Source organism: Sphingomonas sp. TX0543 (genome assembly GCF_048565505.1).
In the GTDB taxonomy this organism is placed as follows: domain Bacteria; phylum Pseudomonadota; class Alphaproteobacteria; order Sphingomonadales; family Sphingomonadaceae; genus Sphingomonas.
Genome location: NZ_JBLZUS010000001.1, coordinates 24,520 through 42,006 on the forward strand (window position 1 = coordinate 24,520; position 17,487 = coordinate 42,006).

The following is a 17,487-nucleotide window of genomic DNA, read 5'->3' on the forward strand; positions in this document are numbered from 1 at the left end:
AGCAAAGGAGGCTTGAATGGCACAGACAAACTGGACTCTCGATCTTGGCGGGGCTCCGTGGAACGAAGACTGTGCGCAGATCGGCCACACCCAGAACTTCGACCTCGTGAATACCGCAGAAGCCATGCTCTACAGGGCTGCGCTGATCGCGGTGGCTGGGCCTCCGCCTCCGGGCGTGACCCTGCGTATCAAGGCTAACGCTCATGATTTCGGAACCTACCGGACGGTCGAGGCGAGCATCGACAATGAGCAGGACGATGGCAGCCATGCCAGCTATCTCGAGGCCCTCGAGACCGGCATCGCCTTCTGGCATCAGGCCGGGTTTGCACCGCCTGAATTCGGCAAGCTGACGGTCAGCGATCAGCTGGCGGGTTTCGTCTTGGATGCCGTCGCAAGCGCGCTGCGGATCACACGGCCGAGCAGCACCGGCGCATTCTTTCCGGCGTCCTCCGGGCCGCTCCACCGCAACCTCACCGCAGCCTTTCCGGAAGCGGCGCAGCGCGCCTTTTCTGAAGGGGGCCTGCCATGCTGACCGACAGCGAGCGCTTCGCCTTCAGCGCCTGGCGGATCCATGCGTTCGCTTCGACGGGCAATGCCTACGACGCCGTGCAGACCGACGAGACTATCGCTGCTGGCGATACTCTGCTCATTCTCGATGAAGGGATTGTCGGCGTCGCGATGACCTGGCCCTTTGCCATCACCGCAGAACCGGGCAAGCTTCACGCGGTCTGTGCGCCGGGCGCTGGCGAAACCCTTGGGCACATTGAAAGGGCGCTCGATGTTCCAGACGGGTCAATCGCTCGAGCCTGCCGCCTCGCACGGACTCTGGACTTTGCGATTGATGCGGGCCTCGTCCCCTTGTTGCCGGAGCTGCCGGTAACAGAGGTGGACAGCTAGCGCAGCTGGGGTCGCCACAGAAAACTTGCTATTTTGGCAATAATTGCTATTTTGGTGCCAAGAGGAGATACCACCATGCCAGCGGCGGCGAACGAGCACCCTAGGGTTCCCCTGACCCGGTTTCACAACAACACCGGCGAGTTCCTCGATCTCGCAACCAAACAGCCGGTCGTCCTGACCAGCCATGGCCGCGAGCGGCATGTGATCGCAGATAGCGAATATTTCCGCCATCTTGAACAGGCGGCGCGCGGTATGATCGCAGATCACATGAATATCGAAGCTGTCGCTTCGTCCGACATGACCGAAGCCGACCGCCAAGCTTTCGCCAATGCACGGCCCTCGGACAGCGAACTCGCCAATGACCGCTGGGAAGACTGACCGCCCCGCCGCAGGCCATATCCTCCGATACGTCTACCTCTTCGAGGAAGAGCAGCGCCAAGGCCGCGACGAGGGCGTCAAGGAACGCTTTGTCGTCGTCGTGGGTGTGGAGGGGTCACGCTATCTGGTCGCCGCGATCACGACCAAGGGTGAGGGGCGCAAGAACGCCATCGTGATCCCCGATGAGACTGCGCGCACAGCTGGCCTGGCTCCCGGTAGCGCCATCGTCATTTCGGAATTCAACCGGTTCACCTGGCCCGGGTTCGACATCAGACCCCTGATGAAGCAGCCCGGATACATTGCCGGACGACTCCCACCGCGGTTCACGGCAAAGATCATCGATGCCATAGCAGCCTGGAGATCAGCTCCCGTCGATCGGGATTGATTGGCGCAACGTGCAGACAGGCAGCCCCCTTGGGGCCTTGTCCGATTGTGCATCAGCGCCAGGCCAGTGGTGCCAACCTTGCGGATCGGCACCCCAGATAGCCAAGGTCAGGTGTTCCGGACTACTGCCGCAAAGGGACTATTCGCTCACCGAAATCAGCGAAAACGGACAATCAGTCCTGCGATCATCCTTGATAGCAGCAAGCCGAGACGCGGCGAGGTTGATGTCCAGGCACGCAATCAGCCCCTGTGCCAACAGCACGTCCGCCGTCCAGTGCCCATGCCTCTCTGGTCGAGCTTAGGGCCAACCTGCAGAAATGCGAGCCGTGTTGCCCGGCAAGCCGGGCTGCCCGCACCACCTCGATTTCCGAGGTTTCCCGCGCGCGAAGGCGCGCGGTGTCCCAGCTCTCCCGCCGAGGCTCGATAAGGGCACCGGCGGACGAGCCGTCGGCATCAAGGAGGCTCTTGCAATGAACATCGTCAACCTCGTCGGCCGTCTCGCCAAGGATCCCGTTGTCCGCGATCGCAGCGACACCCGCATCACCGAACTGATCCTCGTGACCGAACGTCCGGTCATCCGCGACGGCAAGGTCCAGAAGGATCCGGAAACCGGCTACCCGGTCAAGGATGCCGAATTCCACAAGGTCACCGTCTTCAATGGCCTCGGGCTCCCGCTGCGCCAGCACAAGGCCAAGGGTGACCAACTCGCCGTGACGGGCCGCATCCACTACTCGCGCTGGCAGGACGCCGAAGGCAATGACCGCTATGGCTGCGAGATCATCGCAGAGAACGTCGAGTTTCTCTGAACGGCAGGGCGGCGCGCAAGCGTCGCCCAACACCTTGTCACGATGGCGAAAGCTGGACGCCGGTGGCGTCCAGCTTCGTCCCACGGTGGCCGCAGCTGCAGCGCAGGTGTCGCGCAACGATCTCCAGTTTCATCGGAATGGATTTGGCAAAGCATCGGTCTCGCAGTTTGGTTGCGGGGACGATCACAACGCGGTGGCATCCGAGACATTCAACCTGTGCATTGAGGCCATGGCGAACCAGATCGGCGAGGGTATCGAGACGTTTGCTGCTCATGAGGGCATAGCGTGGATGGTACGCTAAACAACGCTAAGGGCGAACAATCAGCGAACGCTTATGCGACGCGGCTATCCGGCGGGAGATTGAGGGCCTTGCGGCCAGCGGAAGCGGCTGCGCGATCCCAGAGGAAATCGCCGGAGAAGGCAATATGCTCCCAACCCACGGGGGACGTATGGGCGAGCAGATAATCAGGCACCGCGACCGAGGTTGATCGTAGATGCTGGGCGGCAGCATCCATGTAGATCGTGTTCCAGTAGACGATCGCGGCGATGACTAGATTGAGGCCGGATGCCCGATATTGTTGCGCCTCATGGCTGCGGTCGATGATCCGGCCTTGGCGGAAGGTGTAGATTGCCTGCGTCAGGGCATGGCGTTGTTCGCTGTTGTTGAGACCAGCATGGCATCGCTGGCGCAGATCGGGATTTTCCAGCCAGTCCAGCATGAACAGGGTTCGCTCGATCTTGCCGATTTCCTGTAGCGCGACGTCGAGTTGGTTCTGCCGTTCGTACGCGGCGAGCTTTCGCAGCATGACCGATGGCGCGACATGGCCGGCCTTGATCGAGCCGACGAGGCGCAGCACGTCATCCCATTGTTCAGCGATGATGTCGGTGCGGATACGCTTGCCCATTAGCGGGGCGATGGCCGGATAGGCCTTAACCGGCGCGATCGGCGCGAGGCGCCGGTCTGGAAAGTCGCGCAGGCGCGGGCAGAAGCGAAATCCCAGCATCGCGCACAGGGCGAAGACATGATCGGTCGCCCCGCCAGTGTCGGTGTAATGCTCGACGATTTTCAGATCGGTGCCGTGGCTGGTGAGGCCGTCGAGAACATAGGGTGCCTCATGCGTCGCGGCAGAGATCACGTTGACGTGGTAAGGCGCACGCTGGTCGGAAACATGAGTGTAGAAGCTGAAGCCATGATCGACGCCATAGCGGGCGTTGATATCGCCGCCCGATGCACCGCGCTTCGCGCCCCTGAAGAACTGGCCATCGGAACTGGACGTTGTGCCGTCGCCCCATACGCGCGAGAATAGCAGGCGGTGATGCGCGTTGATGAGCACGGCCAGCGCCGCGCAGTAGCTGTCGTCGCGGATATAGGCGTCATGGGTCCACAGGAGCTGGTCGCGCGTCACGCCCTGGCTCGCGGCAGCCATGCGCGACAGGCCGAGATTGGTGGCATCCGCAAGGATGGTGGCGAGCAGCGCGTTTTCGTTGGGGCACGCTTCGCCGGTGCGCAGGTTCGTGAATGCAGCAAGAAAGCCGGTTTCCTGCGCCACTTCATGCAGCAGCTCGGTGATGCGGATGCGGGGCATCATCGCATCGAGCCGGTCAGCCAGCGCTTCGGCATCGGGCATCGCGATCGTGCGAACCGGGGATATCTGGAGGCGGCCGTCGCGGAACCGCACACCCTCCAGAGCGTCGCGCTTCAGGCGCTGGGCAAATTTCTTCAGTCGCCAGTCCAGTTCGCGGCCCCGTTGTTCGAGCCATTCGCTGGCTGTGGGTGGCAGACCAAGAGCCGACACGATTGGCTTCGCCTTCGGTTCGCTGAGCAGGTAGCTGTCGAACTGGCGGTATCCCGCCGATCGCTCCACCCAGACATCCCCCGAACGCAACTTGTTGCGCAGATGCGCGATCGTTGCGATTTCCCAGAGCCGCCGGTTGATCTTGCCGTTATCGCCAACGACGATTTTTCGCCATTCTTTACGGAAGGGCATCGGAGCGTCGGTAGGAAGATCGCGTTTGCCCGACCTGTTGAGGTCGCGCAGCATTTCGATGGCAGCGATCGTTTTCGCACTGCCCTTTCCGGCCCTGAACTGGAGCGTCTCAAGCAGGTCGGGGGCGAACTTGCGTAACGTCGCATAGCGGTCGGCCGCGACCGTCAGCGGATCGAGGTTGGCGGTTTCCGCGATGCTCGCCACTTCCGGCCTCGCCTTCATCAGGGTGTTCCACCCGACCGATGCGTCCAGGACCTCAATTGGATCTTCGCCAGTATCGACCGCATCGGTCAGCGCATCGATCGTTCTGCGAAAGATCAGCATCAGCCGCGCCACGTTCTTCGATGTGGCGGCATAGCTACGCGCCTGGGCATTCTTCGCGCGGGTGAAGATGCTGCCGATCAGCTTGTCCGCCATCTCCAGAGCGCTGTCGGTCAGCTGCTCTTCAAGATCGAGCAGGAAGGCAACCAGCGTGGCGCGCCGCCGGGAGGGAACGTATCGCTCGATCATATAGGCAGGCGATGCACGGCCTTCCCGGACATATTGCCGGAAGCGGTCCGCGTGGATGCGGCCAGCCACGTCCGGGGAGATGCCGATCTTCCGCACTTGCCGCAGGCGGTCGAGAATCTGGCGGATATGATCGGGCCTTGCCGCGATGGGAATGGTCTTGAGCGAAGCGAGCTGGCTCATGCCCCCGGCGTCGTCAAAGAGCTGGTCGAGGGCGTGGACCTGTTCAGCGCTGAGATCGTCGATCAGGGCATAGGCGGCTTGCTTGCGGGCACGCGCGCGCCCCGCGCTGCTGGCACGCTCGATGGTGGAGATGGACGGCAGCAGAATCCGGGCCTCACGAAGGGCGGTGACAACACCGGTCGCTATCGTCATCCCCTTGTCGGTCGCCCATGCCGTTTTCGTGGCCGCTTCGATCATGAACGGAATATCGGCACGCGTCGGCCCTCGCAGTCCCAAGCGCGCGGCTAGCTCGCGAGCATGGTCCGTCATGGTCTGGTCCCTCGCCGCATAGTCAGCCAGATCCGTGACGCGCAGGCCAAGCTGTTCTGCGACGAAGGCGGCGAGATCATGGGGCATCGCTCCCCTGTTCTGTATCAACTGCGCCAGTGTGATGCCCGGGTGGCGCAAGAGCGCGAGTTGCAGCGCGACGCCCAACTGGTTCCGTCGTTCCCGTCGCGCGCCGATGATCTCGATGTCCGCAGGCTCGAAGGTGTAGAGCCGAGCCAAGTGGTCGCGATCGGTCGGGATGGCAAGGATCTGATTGCGCTCGCTCTCGGTCAGGAGTTGATGCTTGCGCTTCGTCATGCCGATTCCCGTCCACAAAAGGTCAACTGCGCCTATGGACAGCCATGAGTAAAGAGACATAGTATGTGGACGGCTATGGGCGGGGTGAAGCGGTCGCCCTTCAGAGCGTCCACAGAACGACCGTTTGGGAGACACGATAGATGGGCGGCATTCTGGGCTACGCCCGCGTCAGCACCGGCGATCAGGATGTGGCGGGCCAGACCATGCGACTGGAGAATGCCGGCGCCATCAAGGTGTTCACCGATGTAATATCGGGAAAAAGCATGGAGCGGCCTGGACTGGCCGAACTGATCGCCTATGCCCGCAAGGGTGACACGCTCGCCGTGGTCCGCCTCGATCGGCTTGGGCGTTCGCTGACTGAACTGCTCGCCACAGTCGAAACTTTGCGCAGCCAAGGCATCGCCCTCCTGAGTCTTGAGGAAAAAATCGACACCTCGTCGGCCGCCGGCGAACTCATCTTCCATGTGTTCGGAGCTATCGCCCATTTCGAGCGGCGGCTAATCTCTGAGCGGACCCGCGATGGGATCGCCGCTGCACGCGCCAAGGGCAAGCAGCCTGGCCGTCAGCCGCTCGACATGTCCAAGGTGGATGCGGCCATCAAACTGGTCGAAGCCCGTATCTCGCCGACAGAGGCAGCACGGCAACTCGGCATCGGCAGATCCACCATCTATCGCGAAATGCGCCGCCTGGCTCTGTTGCAAACATGGGGGACTGCCGAGCGGCGTCACCCTGTTGGGGGATCAGGCAGCATTGGCGAAATGCTGATTGAGCACGTCCATGGCCTCGGTCATGACCGAGGGGCCAATGCCAAATGATCTTTCGATCAGACGCACCTCTCCCCTGATCCCTGGCTGCAGGCACCATGCCCGGGCCTGCCCTTTGCGCAGGGCGCGCATGACCTCGAAGCCCTTGATCGTGGCATAGGCTGTCGGCATCGATTTGAAACCACGCACGGGCTTGATCAGCATCTTGAGCTTGCCATGATCGGCCTCGATCACGTTGTTCAGATATTTTACCTGCCGGTGTTCGGTTTCCTCGGCGAGCTTCCCTTCTCGTTTCAACTCGGCGATTGCGGCGCCGTAGCTTGGTGCCTTGTCGGTGTTGAGTTTCGTTGGCTTCTCCCAGTCCTTCAATCCGCGAAGGGCTTTGCCCAGAAAGCGCTTCGCGGCTTTGGCGCTGCGGGTCGACGAAAGGAAGAAGTCGATCGTGTCGCCCCGTTTGTCGACCGCCCGGTACAGGTAGGTCCATTTGCCCCGAACCCTGACGTAGGTCTCATCCAGACGCCAACTCGGATCAAAGCCCCGCCGCCAGAACCAGCGCAACCGCTTCTCCATCTCCGGCGCATAGCGCTGCACCCAGCGATAGATGGTCGTGTGATCGACATCGATGCCACGATCCGCCAGCATTTCCTCGAGATCACGGTAGCTGATGCCGTACCGGCAGTACCAGCGGACCGCCCATAGGATGACTTCTCCGGTAAAATGCCGCCCTTTGAAATCGTCCATCACAACCGACCTTACCAATCCAAGGGCCCAACCTTGGCAACCGCATCAGAGTTTGCAACAGAGCCCCTACTATGATCCTCGCGCGGATTTTATTCAGATGCCGCCATTCGAGGTTTTCCATTCCGCAGATGATTATTACGCCACGCTGGCACATGAGGCGGTGCATCTTGCAGGACATGAGAGCCGCTTAAACCGTAAGACTCTGATTTCAACGAACCGCGCAGACTATGCGCGGGACGAACTTGTCGCGGAATTGGGAGCCTGTTTTATCGGCGCGATTATCGGCTTCAAGGTCGAGGATCGTGAGGATCATGCCGCATATATTGAGCATTGGTTGACCGCTCTTCGCAATGATAAACGCGCCATTTTCGAGGCCGCTCGCGAGGCTCAGAATGCCGCCGATTATCTCCTGGCGATCATGACCGACCAAGGGAGTTGAACGCCGCCCGTTCCACGGCAAAACAAAAGCCGCCGCGCAAGCGCGGCGGCTTACTCCCAAAGGGGTATTTTTGGGGGCGATTCAATGTGGTTTATATACATATCCCGAAATTTTAACTATGGTCGGGAGAAGGTCGTTTTCAGGTGCAAAATGGAACATATCATCGACACCTACCGCAGTAAGATCAAGGCGATGGGCTATAATCCCCGGCGGCAAGAAGATTTGCCTGCTGTGATGGATGCTTATTGCGAAGCTATCGCAAATGTCAAGATCGAAGGGTTAGAATTGCTTTCCAACGATCATGCGTTTTGCTTGTTGTTGGTGGAAACCGAAATACCCGTCGATGTAGCGATTGGGCTGGCACAGGAATATAATCGTGAAGTCCTGAATCGCCAGAAACTCGCTGCATGACAGGTGATTGACCCATACACTTGGCAAAACAGCACCGTTCTTCGGAATAAGCTGGGACTGCGCGACGATAACATTCTCAAAGAGCGGGAAGCCTTCTTCTCGGTATTCAGGCATGGCGAGCTGTTGGTTCAGCGCGCCGCGCCCGCTTCGACGGCGCGCGAGTATCGCGACCTTCATAAACATCTGTTTCAGGACGTTTATGATTGGGCCGGTAAATTCCGAAATGTGGACATAAGCAAACCCGGCAGCACCTTTGCACGGGCGCATTTCGTACCGCACAGCATCGAGCATGAGTTTGGCAAGCTGCCCGACCTTGCAGCGCTCAAAGCCATGGATCGCGACCGTTTTGCCGACGCCATGGGGCGGCACATTTCAGAGCTGAACGCCATCCATCCTTTCCGCGAAGGGAATGGCCGCACCATGCGGCTGCATTTGCAGCTTCATTCCGTGGCAGCTGAGAAGTTTCTTTCAATCCAGGCCATCGCGCCAAAAGACTGGATGGATGCGAGCAAAGACAGCTTTCACACCGGCAATCATGCATCGCTCACCAAAGTCATTCGCGATGCGATGCCATTGGAACACAACCGCACGGAGCCTTTGCGCGGCCCAGGTGGCATTGCGTTGCCGCCTTCTATGGAATCGCTGATGCCCGCAGGCGAAGGCCGTTCCATGAGCATCGAGCAGGCCAAGGAACAGATCAGCCGATACTTGCCCACGGCGCAGGCTGTGGCTTCTAGGCAGGTTGAGCAGTTGAACCGGATTGCCGAAACGTCGGCAGACATGCGCCAGCTGGCGACACGTTCGGCTCAGGAGCTTGCTTTCTTCCGAGATCCGAAAGGGCCGATGCATCATTTGCAGATGATCGAGCAGCGCCGCTATCACCAGATCGAGGTCAATTGGTCGGAGGGTATGGACCCACTACAACGGGTTCGCGCGATCAGCGGCGGCGCTGCTGTCTTTCTTACGAACATGAACGATCGCGACATTCAAGCCGCCGATCGCGCGCTTCGATTGCAGGCGATGCCTCCCGGCGTCAGTCAAGTTGATCTACGCCTTGCCGAGCAATTCCAGAAAAACACACCCGACCAGAATCGGGCCGATGAAAGATTGGCGCCGTTCCAAGCCGCCATTGACAAGCGGCTCGCTGACGCCGCCCAGCGGGGCGTGCCAAAGGATCAGATTGCGGCGGCGGGAGAAACCGCAAAAGCCAATGTGATAGCCGCGTTGCGCGAAGGCAGGGCAACGCCGCAGCCTACCGAGCAAACCAAGGGCCGCGAACGCTAAGAGTGTGCGGCCTTGGCCGCGCGCTTTTGGATTTGCCAGCTGCCACATAGGATCGAGCGGCCCAGGCCGCGCGCCGTTGGTGGTGGCAGCTGCCACCGGGGGAACACCAAGGGCACCTGCCCTTTCGTTCCCGAAGCATAATCGACAGGACCGAGTTGCACGACAAGTTCGGCCAGGCCGACGCGCTCACGCGCGCCGGGCCTCTCTAACCGTGCGGCCCGCACCACTCCCATCGATTTTGCTTCCCCTCCCCATCCCGCGCTTCGCCAGCGGGTCAGAGCCGCAGGCCGTAGGCAGCGGCTTCGCCTAAAAGGAGTGAGGAAAATGGAAGCAACCCCGGAGCAGATCGCGACGATTGCGGCGCTGAACGACCTTGCGCGGCGGACTATGGGGGTCACTTGCCGCACCGTCATTACGCAGGGCGTGGCGGCGCTGGACAGCAGCACGCAAACCAACATCATCAAGATGGTCGAAGCCTTTGAGGATTTCACCACCGACAACGATCCGAGGGGCGAGCATGACGCCGGTTTCCTTTATCGTGACTTGACCGGCCAATGGCACACCAGATGGACCGCAGAGGACGCGCGGCCTTCCCTCTCTGTCATGTGGAAGATCGACTTGTATGATCCGGGCCTTGTCAAGATCGCATTGAACGGTTCCTTCTGTTGACGGGTTGGGAGCCCCCACACGCAATGCTCAAGGATTGGCTTCATTCGTTCCGAGGTCAGCTGATGCACTATCCGTGCATAGACTTGTATCCGGTCGCGGCCGTGCCCGCGCACCATAATCCGTATTCACATCCCCGGATCGAGCAAAGGCGGATGCGGACCAAACTACTACTGGGCGTTTTCAGGCGCCATCAACTTTCCCGGTCACACATCACACCAATCCGCGTCGCCTTATCGAGCCTGTTGCAACATAAGCATCAGGCGGCGCGGAGCTCGGCACCTTGAGGGACCAGACCGGTCTCCACAAAGCGCCAAAGCGCGATTAACAATTTTCGGGCGAGCGCAACGATCCCCACCTTTGCCGCGCGAGCGCCGTTGCCTTTGAACCGGTTGCGATACCAAACGGTCAGTTCGCTACTTGGCTGATATTTCAACCAACACCAGGCAAGTTCCACCATCTGCACACGTGTGCTTCGGTTACCGGCTTTGCTGATGCCCTGATCACGCGACACGTCGCCGCTGGCGAAGGGCGCCGGAGCTAACCCAAGGAAGGCCGCGACGTGTCGTCGGCTTTCGAACTTTCGGCAAAAAACCTCTGCAACCAACATTGCCGCGCTGTTCGGACCAATGCCCTTCAGCTGCTCAAGGCGAACCGCTTTCTCTCGGCATGGGAAGGTAGACTCCTCATGGAGCACAACTTCAGCGCGGTTCCGCTCGATGTCCTTGATCTGATCGTTGAGCAACGCGAGCCGTTCGAAACAGCGCTCAATTTGTCGACGAAGGTTTGGTGGCAAAGGCCGCCCATCGCCGGTGCGCGTGTCGTCGAGCTGTTTTGACCAGTCACCACCCTTGATGGCCTTGACAGTTCGTATGCCCTGTAATGCAAGTAGCCCCCTGATCCGAGAGATAATTCGGGTGCGCTCGTGCACGAGATCGCCGCGCTCCCGCATTACTCTGCGTGCGTCCTCTTCTTCGGGGGAGGGCACGTCCACGACCCGGCACACGCTTTTGTCGCCAGCGAGATAGGCTTTGAGGATCCCGATCATGGCTTCGGCGTCGATGCGGTCGGTTTTTGCGCGCCTGCCTCGCCGCGACACGAGGAAGCTGGCGGGATCCAGCACATATGTATCGATGTCGTTCGACCGCAGTAGCCTTGCGAGCCAGAAGCCATCATATCCAATCTCGAAGCACAGGCGAATGGCGGCAGGTTCACCGATACGATCAGCGGCCTTGCACTCAAGATTGCGAAGGTGACTGATCAGTTCCGCGCTGTTCCCGGCAGGAATTGTCCGTAGCGAAGGCTTCGCCGCTCCTGGCGAGAGCGAAGCAACAAGCCAGTTGCGCTTGCTGAGCTCAACGCTGACAATGACAGAAGTCTTGGGGCAGTAATCTGACGACGAGTTCTCCATGTAGCGTTCTCCGTGAGGTTTGACGGAACAACGGCATAGCCGATCCGGCCTGCATAGGATCTATTATGATCGCGAACTTGAATATGGCAGCGCCGAGCCGTGGAACCCCGATGCCACAACCCGCGTGCTGACCATTCTTCTCGCTAACGAATATTGAGGGAGGCAACCATGAGCAAAATGCCCCCGGTGATAGAACTTAGCTGGCGCGATGAAAACTATGGTGCCGTCTGCGCCGTCGCCGCCTTTCGCAACTATGCCGGATCGCTCGATTGGAGCGACCGAACCCAACAGCGTTTTCGCGGATGCCTGAAACGAGCGGGCTTCGCGTTCCACGATGGCCGGTGCAGCTATATCGCCAGCAGCGGCACCCGTGAGGATCGACAGCGCGCCCTTTGCGACGAGCTGGCCCGCGCGGGCTTCCAGATCGACAGCGGCGACGTGCGCGCCCTTCCCATCAGCGAACAGGAGTGATCCACCATGCAACCCATGCGACACCTTGACCGGGACACCCGCCGCGCGCGCCTTCTGGCGGCGCGGACGCGGCCCGTTGGCGGCATAAACCGGCGCGGCATCTTCACCGGCCATTGGGACGGCGGCGATGTGGTGCGCCAGTTTCGCGGCGACAATGGTTCGTGGATTGGCCTTGCCACCTACAGGCCAAAGGATGACCCGGAGCCGCAGCAATGAGAATTAGCAACACCGCGAGCGCAGTCCGCGTCACTCTCTCCCCTACCGAGATAGGCGAGTTGCAATTCGTGATCGAGGCGGCAGAGCGCGCAGGGCATTATATGCCCGCGCGCGTCCCCAACATCATAGCGGCGCTGGCGAGCAGCGCCGCCGATGTTCGGACGAAGCAGGCCGCGAAGCGTGTGGCGAAAGATAGAGCGGAACGGATCGAGCGCGTTCGCCGCGAGCGCGAACAGCAGTTCATGCTGGGCGACCGTTACAGTGTCATGGCGAGCCGCGCCGACTACGCCGACGCGGCTCGCGATCCTGACGCCTGCCGTTGGGTTGAACTTGTGTTTCATGAGATCATGGGAAGGCCCCTCCCCGACCAATGCGAAATTCGGCGCGATGTGTGGCTTGTTCGCGTGGTCCAATTGGAGGGCGGGACATTCGGTGCGGTTGTGGGTTGCGATTGCACCGAAACCTCCGACCTGGCTGAAATCACCTGCGTAGCGGAACGCATGATTTCTCGCTTTGAGGGCGAGGTTTGAGCAACATTTAAGGCGTGTGGGGTGGTGGCAGCTGCCACCGCTTGGATTGTGGCTTCACGAAATTGTGACGCGCAGAGCGCCCGCATTTCTGAAAATCCGTTGTATAACCTCAATCGAGCGAGGGCGGGGCCTGTAGCAGCGGACCCCGCTAATCCTCTCGCTCAAAGGAGGTGATGTGATTTGACAGCATACGAAGCAGCACAATTGACGATTGCAGCCGTTGCGCTTGTGGTCGCGATTGTGAAGCTGGGGAGGTCCGATAAGGGCTAAGCCAGCGGGGCGGGTGGTCTAGCAGGGCTGCCCGCCCTAAAAGTTTGAACCCGCCGCGTAGCAGCGCGGCGGGTTCAGGTAGGTGTGTGACTGACGCCGCACACGAAGCAATCCCTATATAGCCTCTTTTCCCTGCCAATCCAATAACCGCCTTTTATAGCCCGATTTGCGGCTGACCCGGCAGATGCATCAAACTCCGATGGCCGATGGCAAAAGTATCAAACATGCAAGCTGGCCCGCCACATTTCCGGCCAATTGATAGCCACTGTCGGAAAACCCATCATCCCCGGCCATCCACGTCGCGATCAACCCAGCGGCCCAGCCAATTCCCGGCAAAAGCATGATTTTCATCACAGGTTGGGAGATCGCCAATAGCGCGGGCGTCTCAAAGACGCCGCTGAACCCCGCCAGTGATGAAACCGCATGGAGAACGACCGCCACGCCGACCAAGATCATTTGAGCCAGCATGATATACTGGACCGCTAAAAGTGACGTCTCGTTATAGGCGTATCGTGTTTCGCTCAGCATGATCTACTCCCTCTGAGCGCAGCATATCTTACTCACTTTTGAGAGCAAGCCATGAGCGGACAGGTCGCGGCGCTTCGCGCCGGTCACACGGGAGGGCTATAGCAAAGGCCCCGGTCGCGGTGCTTTTCGCTTCACCCAAGGAATATCAGTTCGCTCGACGGCCATCCTCTCAGCCGGATATGGCCGATCAAATTGATAAAGATCGGCAAGCGGCGCTGTTAGCCAGGTGCGCCAATGCTCTGGATCGAGGATAACCGGCGAGCGATCGTGAATGTCGGCAAACTCAATGCAATTGTCCGTCATGACGCCAGTGTATGAGAGGCCCCAATCCTCATTCGACCACAGCCCCGCCCACGCGAAAATCGGTTGATCGGGAACCGACAACCACGCTTCTGTCATCTTGCCCTTCGCACCGATGGCCTCTGCAAAGCGCGCCGTGGGAATGAGGCAGCGGTTGCCGGGGTCTATCGCCCAGCGCTTCCAAAATGCGCCCAGCTTGTCAAAGCGAGCATTATTGACTGGCTTCGGCGCGAGCGGCTGACCTTTGCGGCCCTTAAGCGTAACCGGGAAGCCCCAGGTCATCCGCTCTAGGACCATCTCACCGTCAACAAGCCGGACGACAGGGCCAAGCTCTTTCGGATGAACGCGATCGGGATTGGCGTTGTACTGCGCGCCATTTCCATTCGCGGGGATCACATCGAGAATTAGCTGGCGATCGCCGGGATTGTATCTGTTGCACATGAGAGGAAGCTGGTGGAGCAGCCTTTGGCTGTCAATCAGCCGGGTTAAGTGCCCGCGCGATTAGCAATGACTGTCTCCGAAAATGACCCCCCACAGGCCATCGACGTTTGAGCGGCGATCCTATGTTCCCTTTCCGTTCCCATATGCGTTAGAAGGGCAAAGAAGGGAATCACGATGTTGCTGCCACTCATGCAGCCGGTCCCGCTTGCCGAGGTGCCAGAGGGACTAATTCCCTTGCTCATCGGGGCGGCGGGAGCTGGCTTTCCCAGTCCCTCGCAGGACTGGGCTGAAGATCGCATTTGCCTGATCGAGTTGCTGCGGCTCGACCGCGCCGCCAGCTTTGTGTTCCGCATTAGCGGCACCAGCATGATCGACGCGGGTATCTACGATAACGATGTGGTGGTGGTCGATCGCGACACGCGCGCGGTCGAGGGCCATATCGTCATCGCCATAGTGGACGGCGGCTTTGTATGCCGTCAGCTCGCCCGCCGCCAGGGCGGCACTTTCCTAGAGGCGCGCAACAGTCGGCAGCACTCCGATCCGACCCCCGCCGAGGGTATCGAGATTTGGGGCGTGGTGCGAACCAGCGTCCGCGATTATCGGCTTTAGGTGGCCTCATGGCGCACGCGATTGCCGACATTTCAAATTTCTACGTCAGTGCAGAGCGGCTTTTCGACCCGAGTTTGCACGGTATTCCGGTCCTTGTTTTGAGCAACAACGACGGTTGCGCGGTCGCGCGCAGCGAGGAAGCCAAGGCCCTGCATATCCGCATGGGCGAGCCAGTTTTCAAAATCCGCGACCGCATCGAGCGGCACGGCATCCAGCTTCGATCGAGCAATTACGAACTCTATGCGGACCTCAATCGCCGTTTCAATGCGGTCATTGCTGAACATTCCGACACGGTGGAGATCTACTCCATAGACGAGAGTTTTTACCGGCTCCCCGCCCTACCCAATGGGCTAGGCGACGTGGCAGCGGCACATCGGTTGCGCGAGGACATATTGCAGCAAGTCGGGCTTCCGACCCGGATCGGCCTTGGACCAACGCGCACGCTATCGAAGGTTGCCAATGGTCTGGCGAAAGCCACCGAAAAAATATGGGGCGGCGTCGTCGATCTTCACGACACCGAATTGCGGCGGCGCCTATTCGAGAAATGGCCGGTTGGAGAGGTGTGGGGCGTAGGCAAGGCGCTTGAAGCGCGCCTTTTGCCCCTTGGCGTTCGCACCACCGCCGACCTGGCCGCGTTGCGGCCAGAGATCGCGCGCGACATTGGAACAGTCGTCCTCGAACGTCTCGTGCGCGAGCTGAACGGCATCGAGTGCATGGATTTTCAGGTCGAACCGGATGCGATGAAGGCTACCGCCGTAACCCGCCAATTCGGGGAGCCGGTCAAGACACTGGACGCGCTGCGCGAGGCCATGGCGCGCCGCGCGGCACGCGCGGCCGAGAAGATACGCGCCCAGGGCCTCGTCGCGAGCCGACTGATCGCCTTCGCGCATGGCTCACGCTATCGGCCTAATCCGCCATCCGCTTCGCGATCGGCGCGCCTGTCGCCGGCGACGAATGACCCCCGCGTGATTCTAGGCATTGTAGGTCAGATGACCGAGGCCATGTTTGAGCGGGGCGGGGTCTATACCAAATGCGGCGTGATGCTGGAGGATTTGACGCGGCAAGGCGAAGCGCAGGCTGACCTGTTCGCTACCGCCGACCCGCGCGGGCCTGCATTGCTGGCCGCAATGGACGGCCTCAATAGCCGGTTCGGGCGGGACACCATCAAGATTGCCGCGCAAGGTCACGGCGCGAAGGGCTTCGACACCAAACGCAGCCGAAAAAGCCCGTCATGGACAACACGGATCAGCGAAATACCCATCGCCAGATAGGCTAGGCAGATTGGCGGAAATGTGGCGGCTGAGCCGCCGCGTCGTTCGATAGTGTCGGGGCCTGTTCCGGCCCCCTGGCGCAAGGGCTGGACCGTCTCGACCGCTACGCGGCCTCGCTTGGCGATCATGGCGGTATCCCCGCCCTTCCTCCGCTGCGCTCCGTGCAGGACGGGCGATCCCCCTCCCCCATGACCGGCCCTCACTGCGCCATTCCCCGACCCAGCTCGCCACTTGGCAGAAGTCGATGGCCCATCGCCTTCGGCTTCGATTTTTAGGGAAAGGAACTGCATATGGGGCAAGAGCTTATGAACCCGCATCAGATCGCGGACATTTGCGAGGGGCGCGATAAAGCGATTTCCCTTTGGCTTGGTCTTTTCGATCAATACCACGCGACAACAGCCGAGGCGGGCAGCATCTGCATTGGTGGAAATCTTGGCCTGTCCGGTGCGCGCGATCATCATCGCGGAGAAGATACCTTAACCGCCGCATTCGTGCGCGCGCGCGCGCTGGACGAACGCGACCCCAAGACGGGCAAGATCACGACGATTGAGGCCCGCGACAATTTCGAGCGGATCGCGACCATGGAAATAGATCGGCGCTGCTGGTCGAACTTGATGGAGCGCCTTGGCTTCGATCAGTTGCTAGATGAAACGGCGCGCCGCGAGTTTTACGAGGGATTGCGCGAGGCACCGGCACCATTCACGACCGACAATTGCGCTGCAACGTTCGGGCATATCTGGGAGAACCGGCGCGACCTCTATTTGCGCGGCATCGCCACCGTTTTTTCAAAGCTGGATCGTCGCTTTCGTTCGCATGACGGTTTCAAGATCGGCGCGCGTCTCATCATCGACGGCGCAATGAACGAATGGGGATCATGGGAGCGTTACGAGCGACGCGACAGCTTGCGGGACGTGGAGCGCGTTTTCCTTGAGCTGGATGACAAAGCGCCCCTGCCCGAAGGGTTGAGCATGGCGGCAATTGTTGGAGAGGCGGCGCGGGATCGCGTGAATCTCCCGACAGTCGTTCACGGTGATTATTTCCGCGTTCGCATCTTCAAAAACGGCAATCTGCATATCTGGTTTGAGCGCGCGGACCTCTTGCAACAGGTCAATTTGCTTCTCGCTGAGTATTACGGCGAGGCGATTGGCGATAGCTACGACACGACCGAGGCAGAGGATGCCCCCCTGTTCCATGTCACCCCTGCCAAGGACTTTGGTGCTTTCATGACCTCACCCACGGTTGCGGCGCAAGTCGTCGAGCTTGCACGGATCATGCAGGGCGACCGCGTGCTTGAACCCAGCGCTGGCAAGGCTGCGATTGCGGGTCGCGCTCGCGACGAAGGCGGCACCGTCACTTGCATCGAGATAC

General features: G+C 60.3%; 20 protein-coding genes and 3 pseudogenes. 18 read left to right on the plus strand and 5 right to left on the minus strand.

All coding sequences use genetic code 11. The features are described from left to right. Positions 1-16 precede the first annotated feature (16 nt). The 6 genes from ACM61V_RS00140 to ACM61V_RS00165 all read left to right on the plus strand — a co-directional run bounded on the left by ACM61V_RS00140 (position 17) and on the right by ACM61V_RS00165 (position 2,766). Complete coding sequence (locus ACM61V_RS00140; protein ID WP_419713700.1) at positions 17-532, plus strand: hypothetical protein; 516 nt, start codon at positions 17-19, stop codon at positions 530-532. Next, on the plus strand, positions 526-897 hold the full coding sequence (locus ACM61V_RS00145; RefSeq protein WP_419713701.1) for a hypothetical protein: 372 nt from the start codon (positions 526-528) through the stop codon (positions 895-897). The genes ACM61V_RS00140 and ACM61V_RS00145 overlap by 7 nt, the downstream gene beginning before the upstream one ends. 33 nt (positions 898-930) lie before the next feature. Next, on the plus strand, positions 931-1,275 hold the full coding sequence (locus ACM61V_RS00150) for a type II toxin-antitoxin system prevent-host-death family antitoxin (RefSeq protein WP_419713702.1): 345 nt from the start codon (positions 931-933) through the stop codon (positions 1,273-1,275). Beyond that, a complete protein-coding gene (locus ACM61V_RS00155) occupies positions 1,256-1,660 on the plus strand; it encodes a hypothetical protein (RefSeq protein WP_419713703.1) in 405 nt (134 codons plus the stop codon). The genes ACM61V_RS00150 and ACM61V_RS00155 overlap by 20 nt, the downstream gene beginning before the upstream one ends. 469 nt (positions 1,661-2,129) lie before the next feature. Continuing rightward, complete coding sequence (locus ACM61V_RS00160; protein WP_419713704.1) at positions 2,130-2,465, plus strand: single-stranded DNA-binding protein; 336 nt, start codon at positions 2,130-2,132, stop codon at positions 2,463-2,465. Continuing rightward, positions 2,416-2,766 (plus strand): hypothetical protein, encoded by a 351-nt coding sequence (locus ACM61V_RS00165; RefSeq protein ID WP_419713705.1) that lies wholly within the window; start codon positions 2,416-2,418, stop codon positions 2,764-2,766. Before ACM61V_RS00160 ends, ACM61V_RS00165 begins: the two co-directional genes overlap by 50 nt. A 31-nt stretch (positions 2,767-2,797) precedes the next feature. Here the strand turns inward: ACM61V_RS00165 and ACM61V_RS00170 are convergent, their stop codons facing one another. Next, positions 2,798-5,767 carry a Tn3 family transposase gene (locus tag ACM61V_RS00170; RefSeq protein ID WP_419713706.1) on the minus strand — a complete coding sequence of 990 codons (2,970 nt, stop codon included), beginning with the start codon at positions 5,765-5,767 and terminating at the stop codon, positions 2,798-2,800. Between the two features lie 140 nt (positions 5,768-5,907). On the opposite strand from ACM61V_RS00170, the pseudogene ACM61V_RS00175 reads away from it, so the two are divergent. Beyond that, positions 5,908-6,462, plus strand: a pseudogene (locus ACM61V_RS00175) (recombinase family protein); the annotation flags it as partial. A 45-nt stretch (positions 6,463-6,507) separates the two neighbouring features. Here the strand turns inward: ACM61V_RS00175 and ACM61V_RS00180 are convergent. Beyond that, complete coding sequence (locus tag ACM61V_RS00180) at positions 6,508-7,272, minus strand: IS6 family transposase (RefSeq protein ID WP_066522521.1); 765 nt, start codon at positions 7,270-7,272, stop codon at positions 6,508-6,510. On the opposite strand from ACM61V_RS00180, the gene ACM61V_RS00185 reads away from it, so the two are divergent. From ACM61V_RS00185 to ACM61V_RS00200, 4 genes are all read left to right on the plus strand, one after another. Continuing rightward, positions 7,232-7,711 (plus strand): zincin-like metallopeptidase domain-containing protein, encoded by a 480-nt coding sequence (locus ACM61V_RS00185; protein ID WP_419713707.1) that lies wholly within the window; start codon positions 7,232-7,234, stop codon positions 7,709-7,711. The genes ACM61V_RS00180 and ACM61V_RS00185 overlap by 41 nt on opposite strands. A 150-nt stretch (positions 7,712-7,861) precedes the next feature. After that, the gene (locus tag ACM61V_RS00190) at positions 7,862-8,122 is read left to right on the plus strand and encodes a hypothetical protein (RefSeq protein ID WP_313922277.1); all 261 of its coding nucleotides are present in this window, start codon (positions 7,862-7,864) and stop codon (positions 8,120-8,122) included. 3 nt (positions 8,123-8,125) lie between these two features. Then, entirely contained in the window at positions 8,126-9,406 is a 1,281-nt protein-coding gene (locus ACM61V_RS00195; RefSeq protein ID WP_419713708.1) for a Fic/DOC family protein, read from the plus strand. A gap of 324 nt (positions 9,407-9,730) precedes the next feature. Then, positions 9,731-10,075 (plus strand): DUF3768 domain-containing protein, encoded by a 345-nt coding sequence (locus ACM61V_RS00200; protein WP_419713709.1) that lies wholly within the window; start codon positions 9,731-9,733, stop codon positions 10,073-10,075. 256 nt (positions 10,076-10,331) lie between these two features. On the opposite strand, the gene ACM61V_RS00205 is transcribed toward ACM61V_RS00200, so the two are convergent. Next, entirely contained in the window at positions 10,332-11,483 is a 1,152-nt protein-coding gene (locus ACM61V_RS00205) for an IS110 family transposase (protein WP_022684655.1), read from the minus strand. Between the two features lie 61 nt (positions 11,484-11,544). Here ACM61V_RS00205 and ACM61V_RS00210 point away from each other — a divergent pair. The 4 genes and pseudogenes from ACM61V_RS00210 to ACM61V_RS00225 all read left to right on the plus strand — a co-directional run. Then, positions 11,545-11,640, plus strand: a pseudogene (locus ACM61V_RS00210) (DUF3768 domain-containing protein); the annotation flags it as partial. A gap of 11 nt (positions 11,641-11,651) precedes the next feature. After that, complete coding sequence (locus ACM61V_RS00215; RefSeq protein WP_313922280.1) at positions 11,652-11,954, plus strand: hypothetical protein; 303 nt, start codon at positions 11,652-11,654, stop codon at positions 11,952-11,954. A gap of 6 nt (positions 11,955-11,960) precedes the next feature. Further along, positions 11,961-12,170 carry a hypothetical protein gene (locus tag ACM61V_RS00220; protein WP_313922281.1) on the plus strand — a complete coding sequence of 70 codons (210 nt, stop codon included), beginning with the start codon at positions 11,961-11,963 and terminating at the stop codon, positions 12,168-12,170. 68 nt (positions 12,171-12,238) lie between these two features. Beyond that, on the plus strand, positions 12,239-12,700 hold the full coding sequence (locus ACM61V_RS00225) for a hypothetical protein (protein WP_419713710.1): 462 nt from the start codon (positions 12,239-12,241) through the stop codon (positions 12,698-12,700). Between the two features lie 459 nt (positions 12,701-13,159). On the opposite strand, the gene ACM61V_RS00230 is transcribed toward ACM61V_RS00225, so the two are convergent. After that, the gene (locus ACM61V_RS00230) at positions 13,160-13,498 is read right to left on the minus strand and encodes a hypothetical protein (protein WP_313922283.1); all 339 of its coding nucleotides are present in this window, start codon (positions 13,496-13,498) and stop codon (positions 13,160-13,162) included. Between the two features lie 96 nt (positions 13,499-13,594). Then, positions 13,595-14,239 carry an SOS response-associated peptidase family protein gene (locus tag ACM61V_RS00235; protein ID WP_313922284.1) on the minus strand — a complete coding sequence of 215 codons (645 nt, stop codon included), beginning with the start codon at positions 14,237-14,239 and terminating at the stop codon, positions 13,595-13,597. 174 nt (positions 14,240-14,413) lie between these two features. Between ACM61V_RS00235 and ACM61V_RS00240 the strand changes: the two genes are divergently transcribed. From ACM61V_RS00240 to ACM61V_RS00250, 3 genes and pseudogenes are all read left to right on the plus strand, one after another. Beyond that, positions 14,414-14,848: a LexA family protein gene (locus tag ACM61V_RS00240; RefSeq protein WP_313922285.1), complete on the plus strand. Its 435-nt coding sequence runs from the start codon at positions 14,414-14,416 to the stop codon at positions 14,846-14,848. 8 nt (positions 14,849-14,856) lie between these two features. After that, positions 14,857-16,119, plus strand: coding sequence for a Y-family DNA polymerase (locus tag ACM61V_RS00245; protein ID WP_313922286.1), 1,263 nt, complete (start codon positions 14,857-14,859; stop codon positions 16,117-16,119). A 581-nt stretch (positions 16,120-16,700) separates the two neighbouring features. Then, positions 16,701-17,246, plus strand: a pseudogene (locus ACM61V_RS00250) (DUF4942 domain-containing protein); the annotation flags it as partial. Positions 17,247-17,487 lie beyond the last annotated feature (241 nt).

Bases quoted from the DNA above. Each gene is read 5' to 3' on its own strand.
- ACM61V_RS00140 (WP_419713700.1), top strand. From the start codon at position 17: ATGGCACAGACAAACTGGACTCTCGATCTTGGCGGGGCTCCGTGGAAC.
- ACM61V_RS00145 (WP_419713701.1), top strand. From the start codon at position 526: ATGCTGACCGACAGCGAGCGCTTCGCCTTCAGCGCCTGGCGGATCCAT.
- ACM61V_RS00155 (WP_419713703.1), top strand. From the start codon at position 1,256: ATGACCGCTGGGAAGACTGACCGCCCCGCCGCAGGCCATATCCTCCGA.
- ACM61V_RS00160 (WP_419713704.1), top strand. From the start codon at position 2,130: ATGAACATCGTCAACCTCGTCGGCCGTCTCGCCAAGGATCCCGTTGTC.
- ACM61V_RS00165 (WP_419713705.1), top strand. From the start codon at position 2,416: ATGACCGCTATGGCTGCGAGATCATCGCAGAGAACGTCGAGTTTCTCT.
- ACM61V_RS00170 (WP_419713706.1), bottom strand. From the start codon at position 5,767: ATGACGAAGCGCAAGCATCAACTCCTGACCGAGAGCGAGCGCAATCAG.
- ACM61V_RS00185 (WP_419713707.1), top strand. From the start codon at position 7,232: ATGACTTCTCCGGTAAAATGCCGCCCTTTGAAATCGTCCATCACAACC.
- ACM61V_RS00180 (WP_066522521.1), bottom strand. From the start codon at position 7,272: ATGGACGATTTCAAAGGGCGGCATTTTACCGGAGAAGTCATCCTATGG.
- ACM61V_RS00190 (WP_313922277.1), top strand. From the start codon at position 7,862: ATGGAACATATCATCGACACCTACCGCAGTAAGATCAAGGCGATGGGC.
- ACM61V_RS00200 (WP_419713709.1), top strand. From the start codon at position 9,731: ATGGAAGCAACCCCGGAGCAGATCGCGACGATTGCGGCGCTGAACGAC.
- ACM61V_RS00205 (WP_022684655.1), bottom strand. From the start codon at position 11,483: ATGGAGAACTCGTCGTCAGATTACTGCCCCAAGACTTCTGTCATTGTC.
- ACM61V_RS00215 (WP_313922280.1), top strand. From the start codon at position 11,652: ATGAGCAAAATGCCCCCGGTGATAGAACTTAGCTGGCGCGATGAAAAC.
- ACM61V_RS00220 (WP_313922281.1), top strand. From the start codon at position 11,961: ATGCAACCCATGCGACACCTTGACCGGGACACCCGCCGCGCGCGCCTT.
- ACM61V_RS00230 (WP_313922283.1), bottom strand. From the start codon at position 13,498: ATGCTGAGCGAAACACGATACGCCTATAACGAGACGTCACTTTTAGCG.
- ACM61V_RS00235 (WP_313922284.1), bottom strand. From the start codon at position 14,239: ATGTGCAACAGATACAATCCCGGCGATCGCCAGCTAATTCTCGATGTG.
- ACM61V_RS00240 (WP_313922285.1), top strand. From the start codon at position 14,414: ATGTTGCTGCCACTCATGCAGCCGGTCCCGCTTGCCGAGGTGCCAGAG.
- ACM61V_RS00245 (WP_313922286.1), top strand. From the start codon at position 14,857: ATGGCGCACGCGATTGCCGACATTTCAAATTTCTACGTCAGTGCAGAG.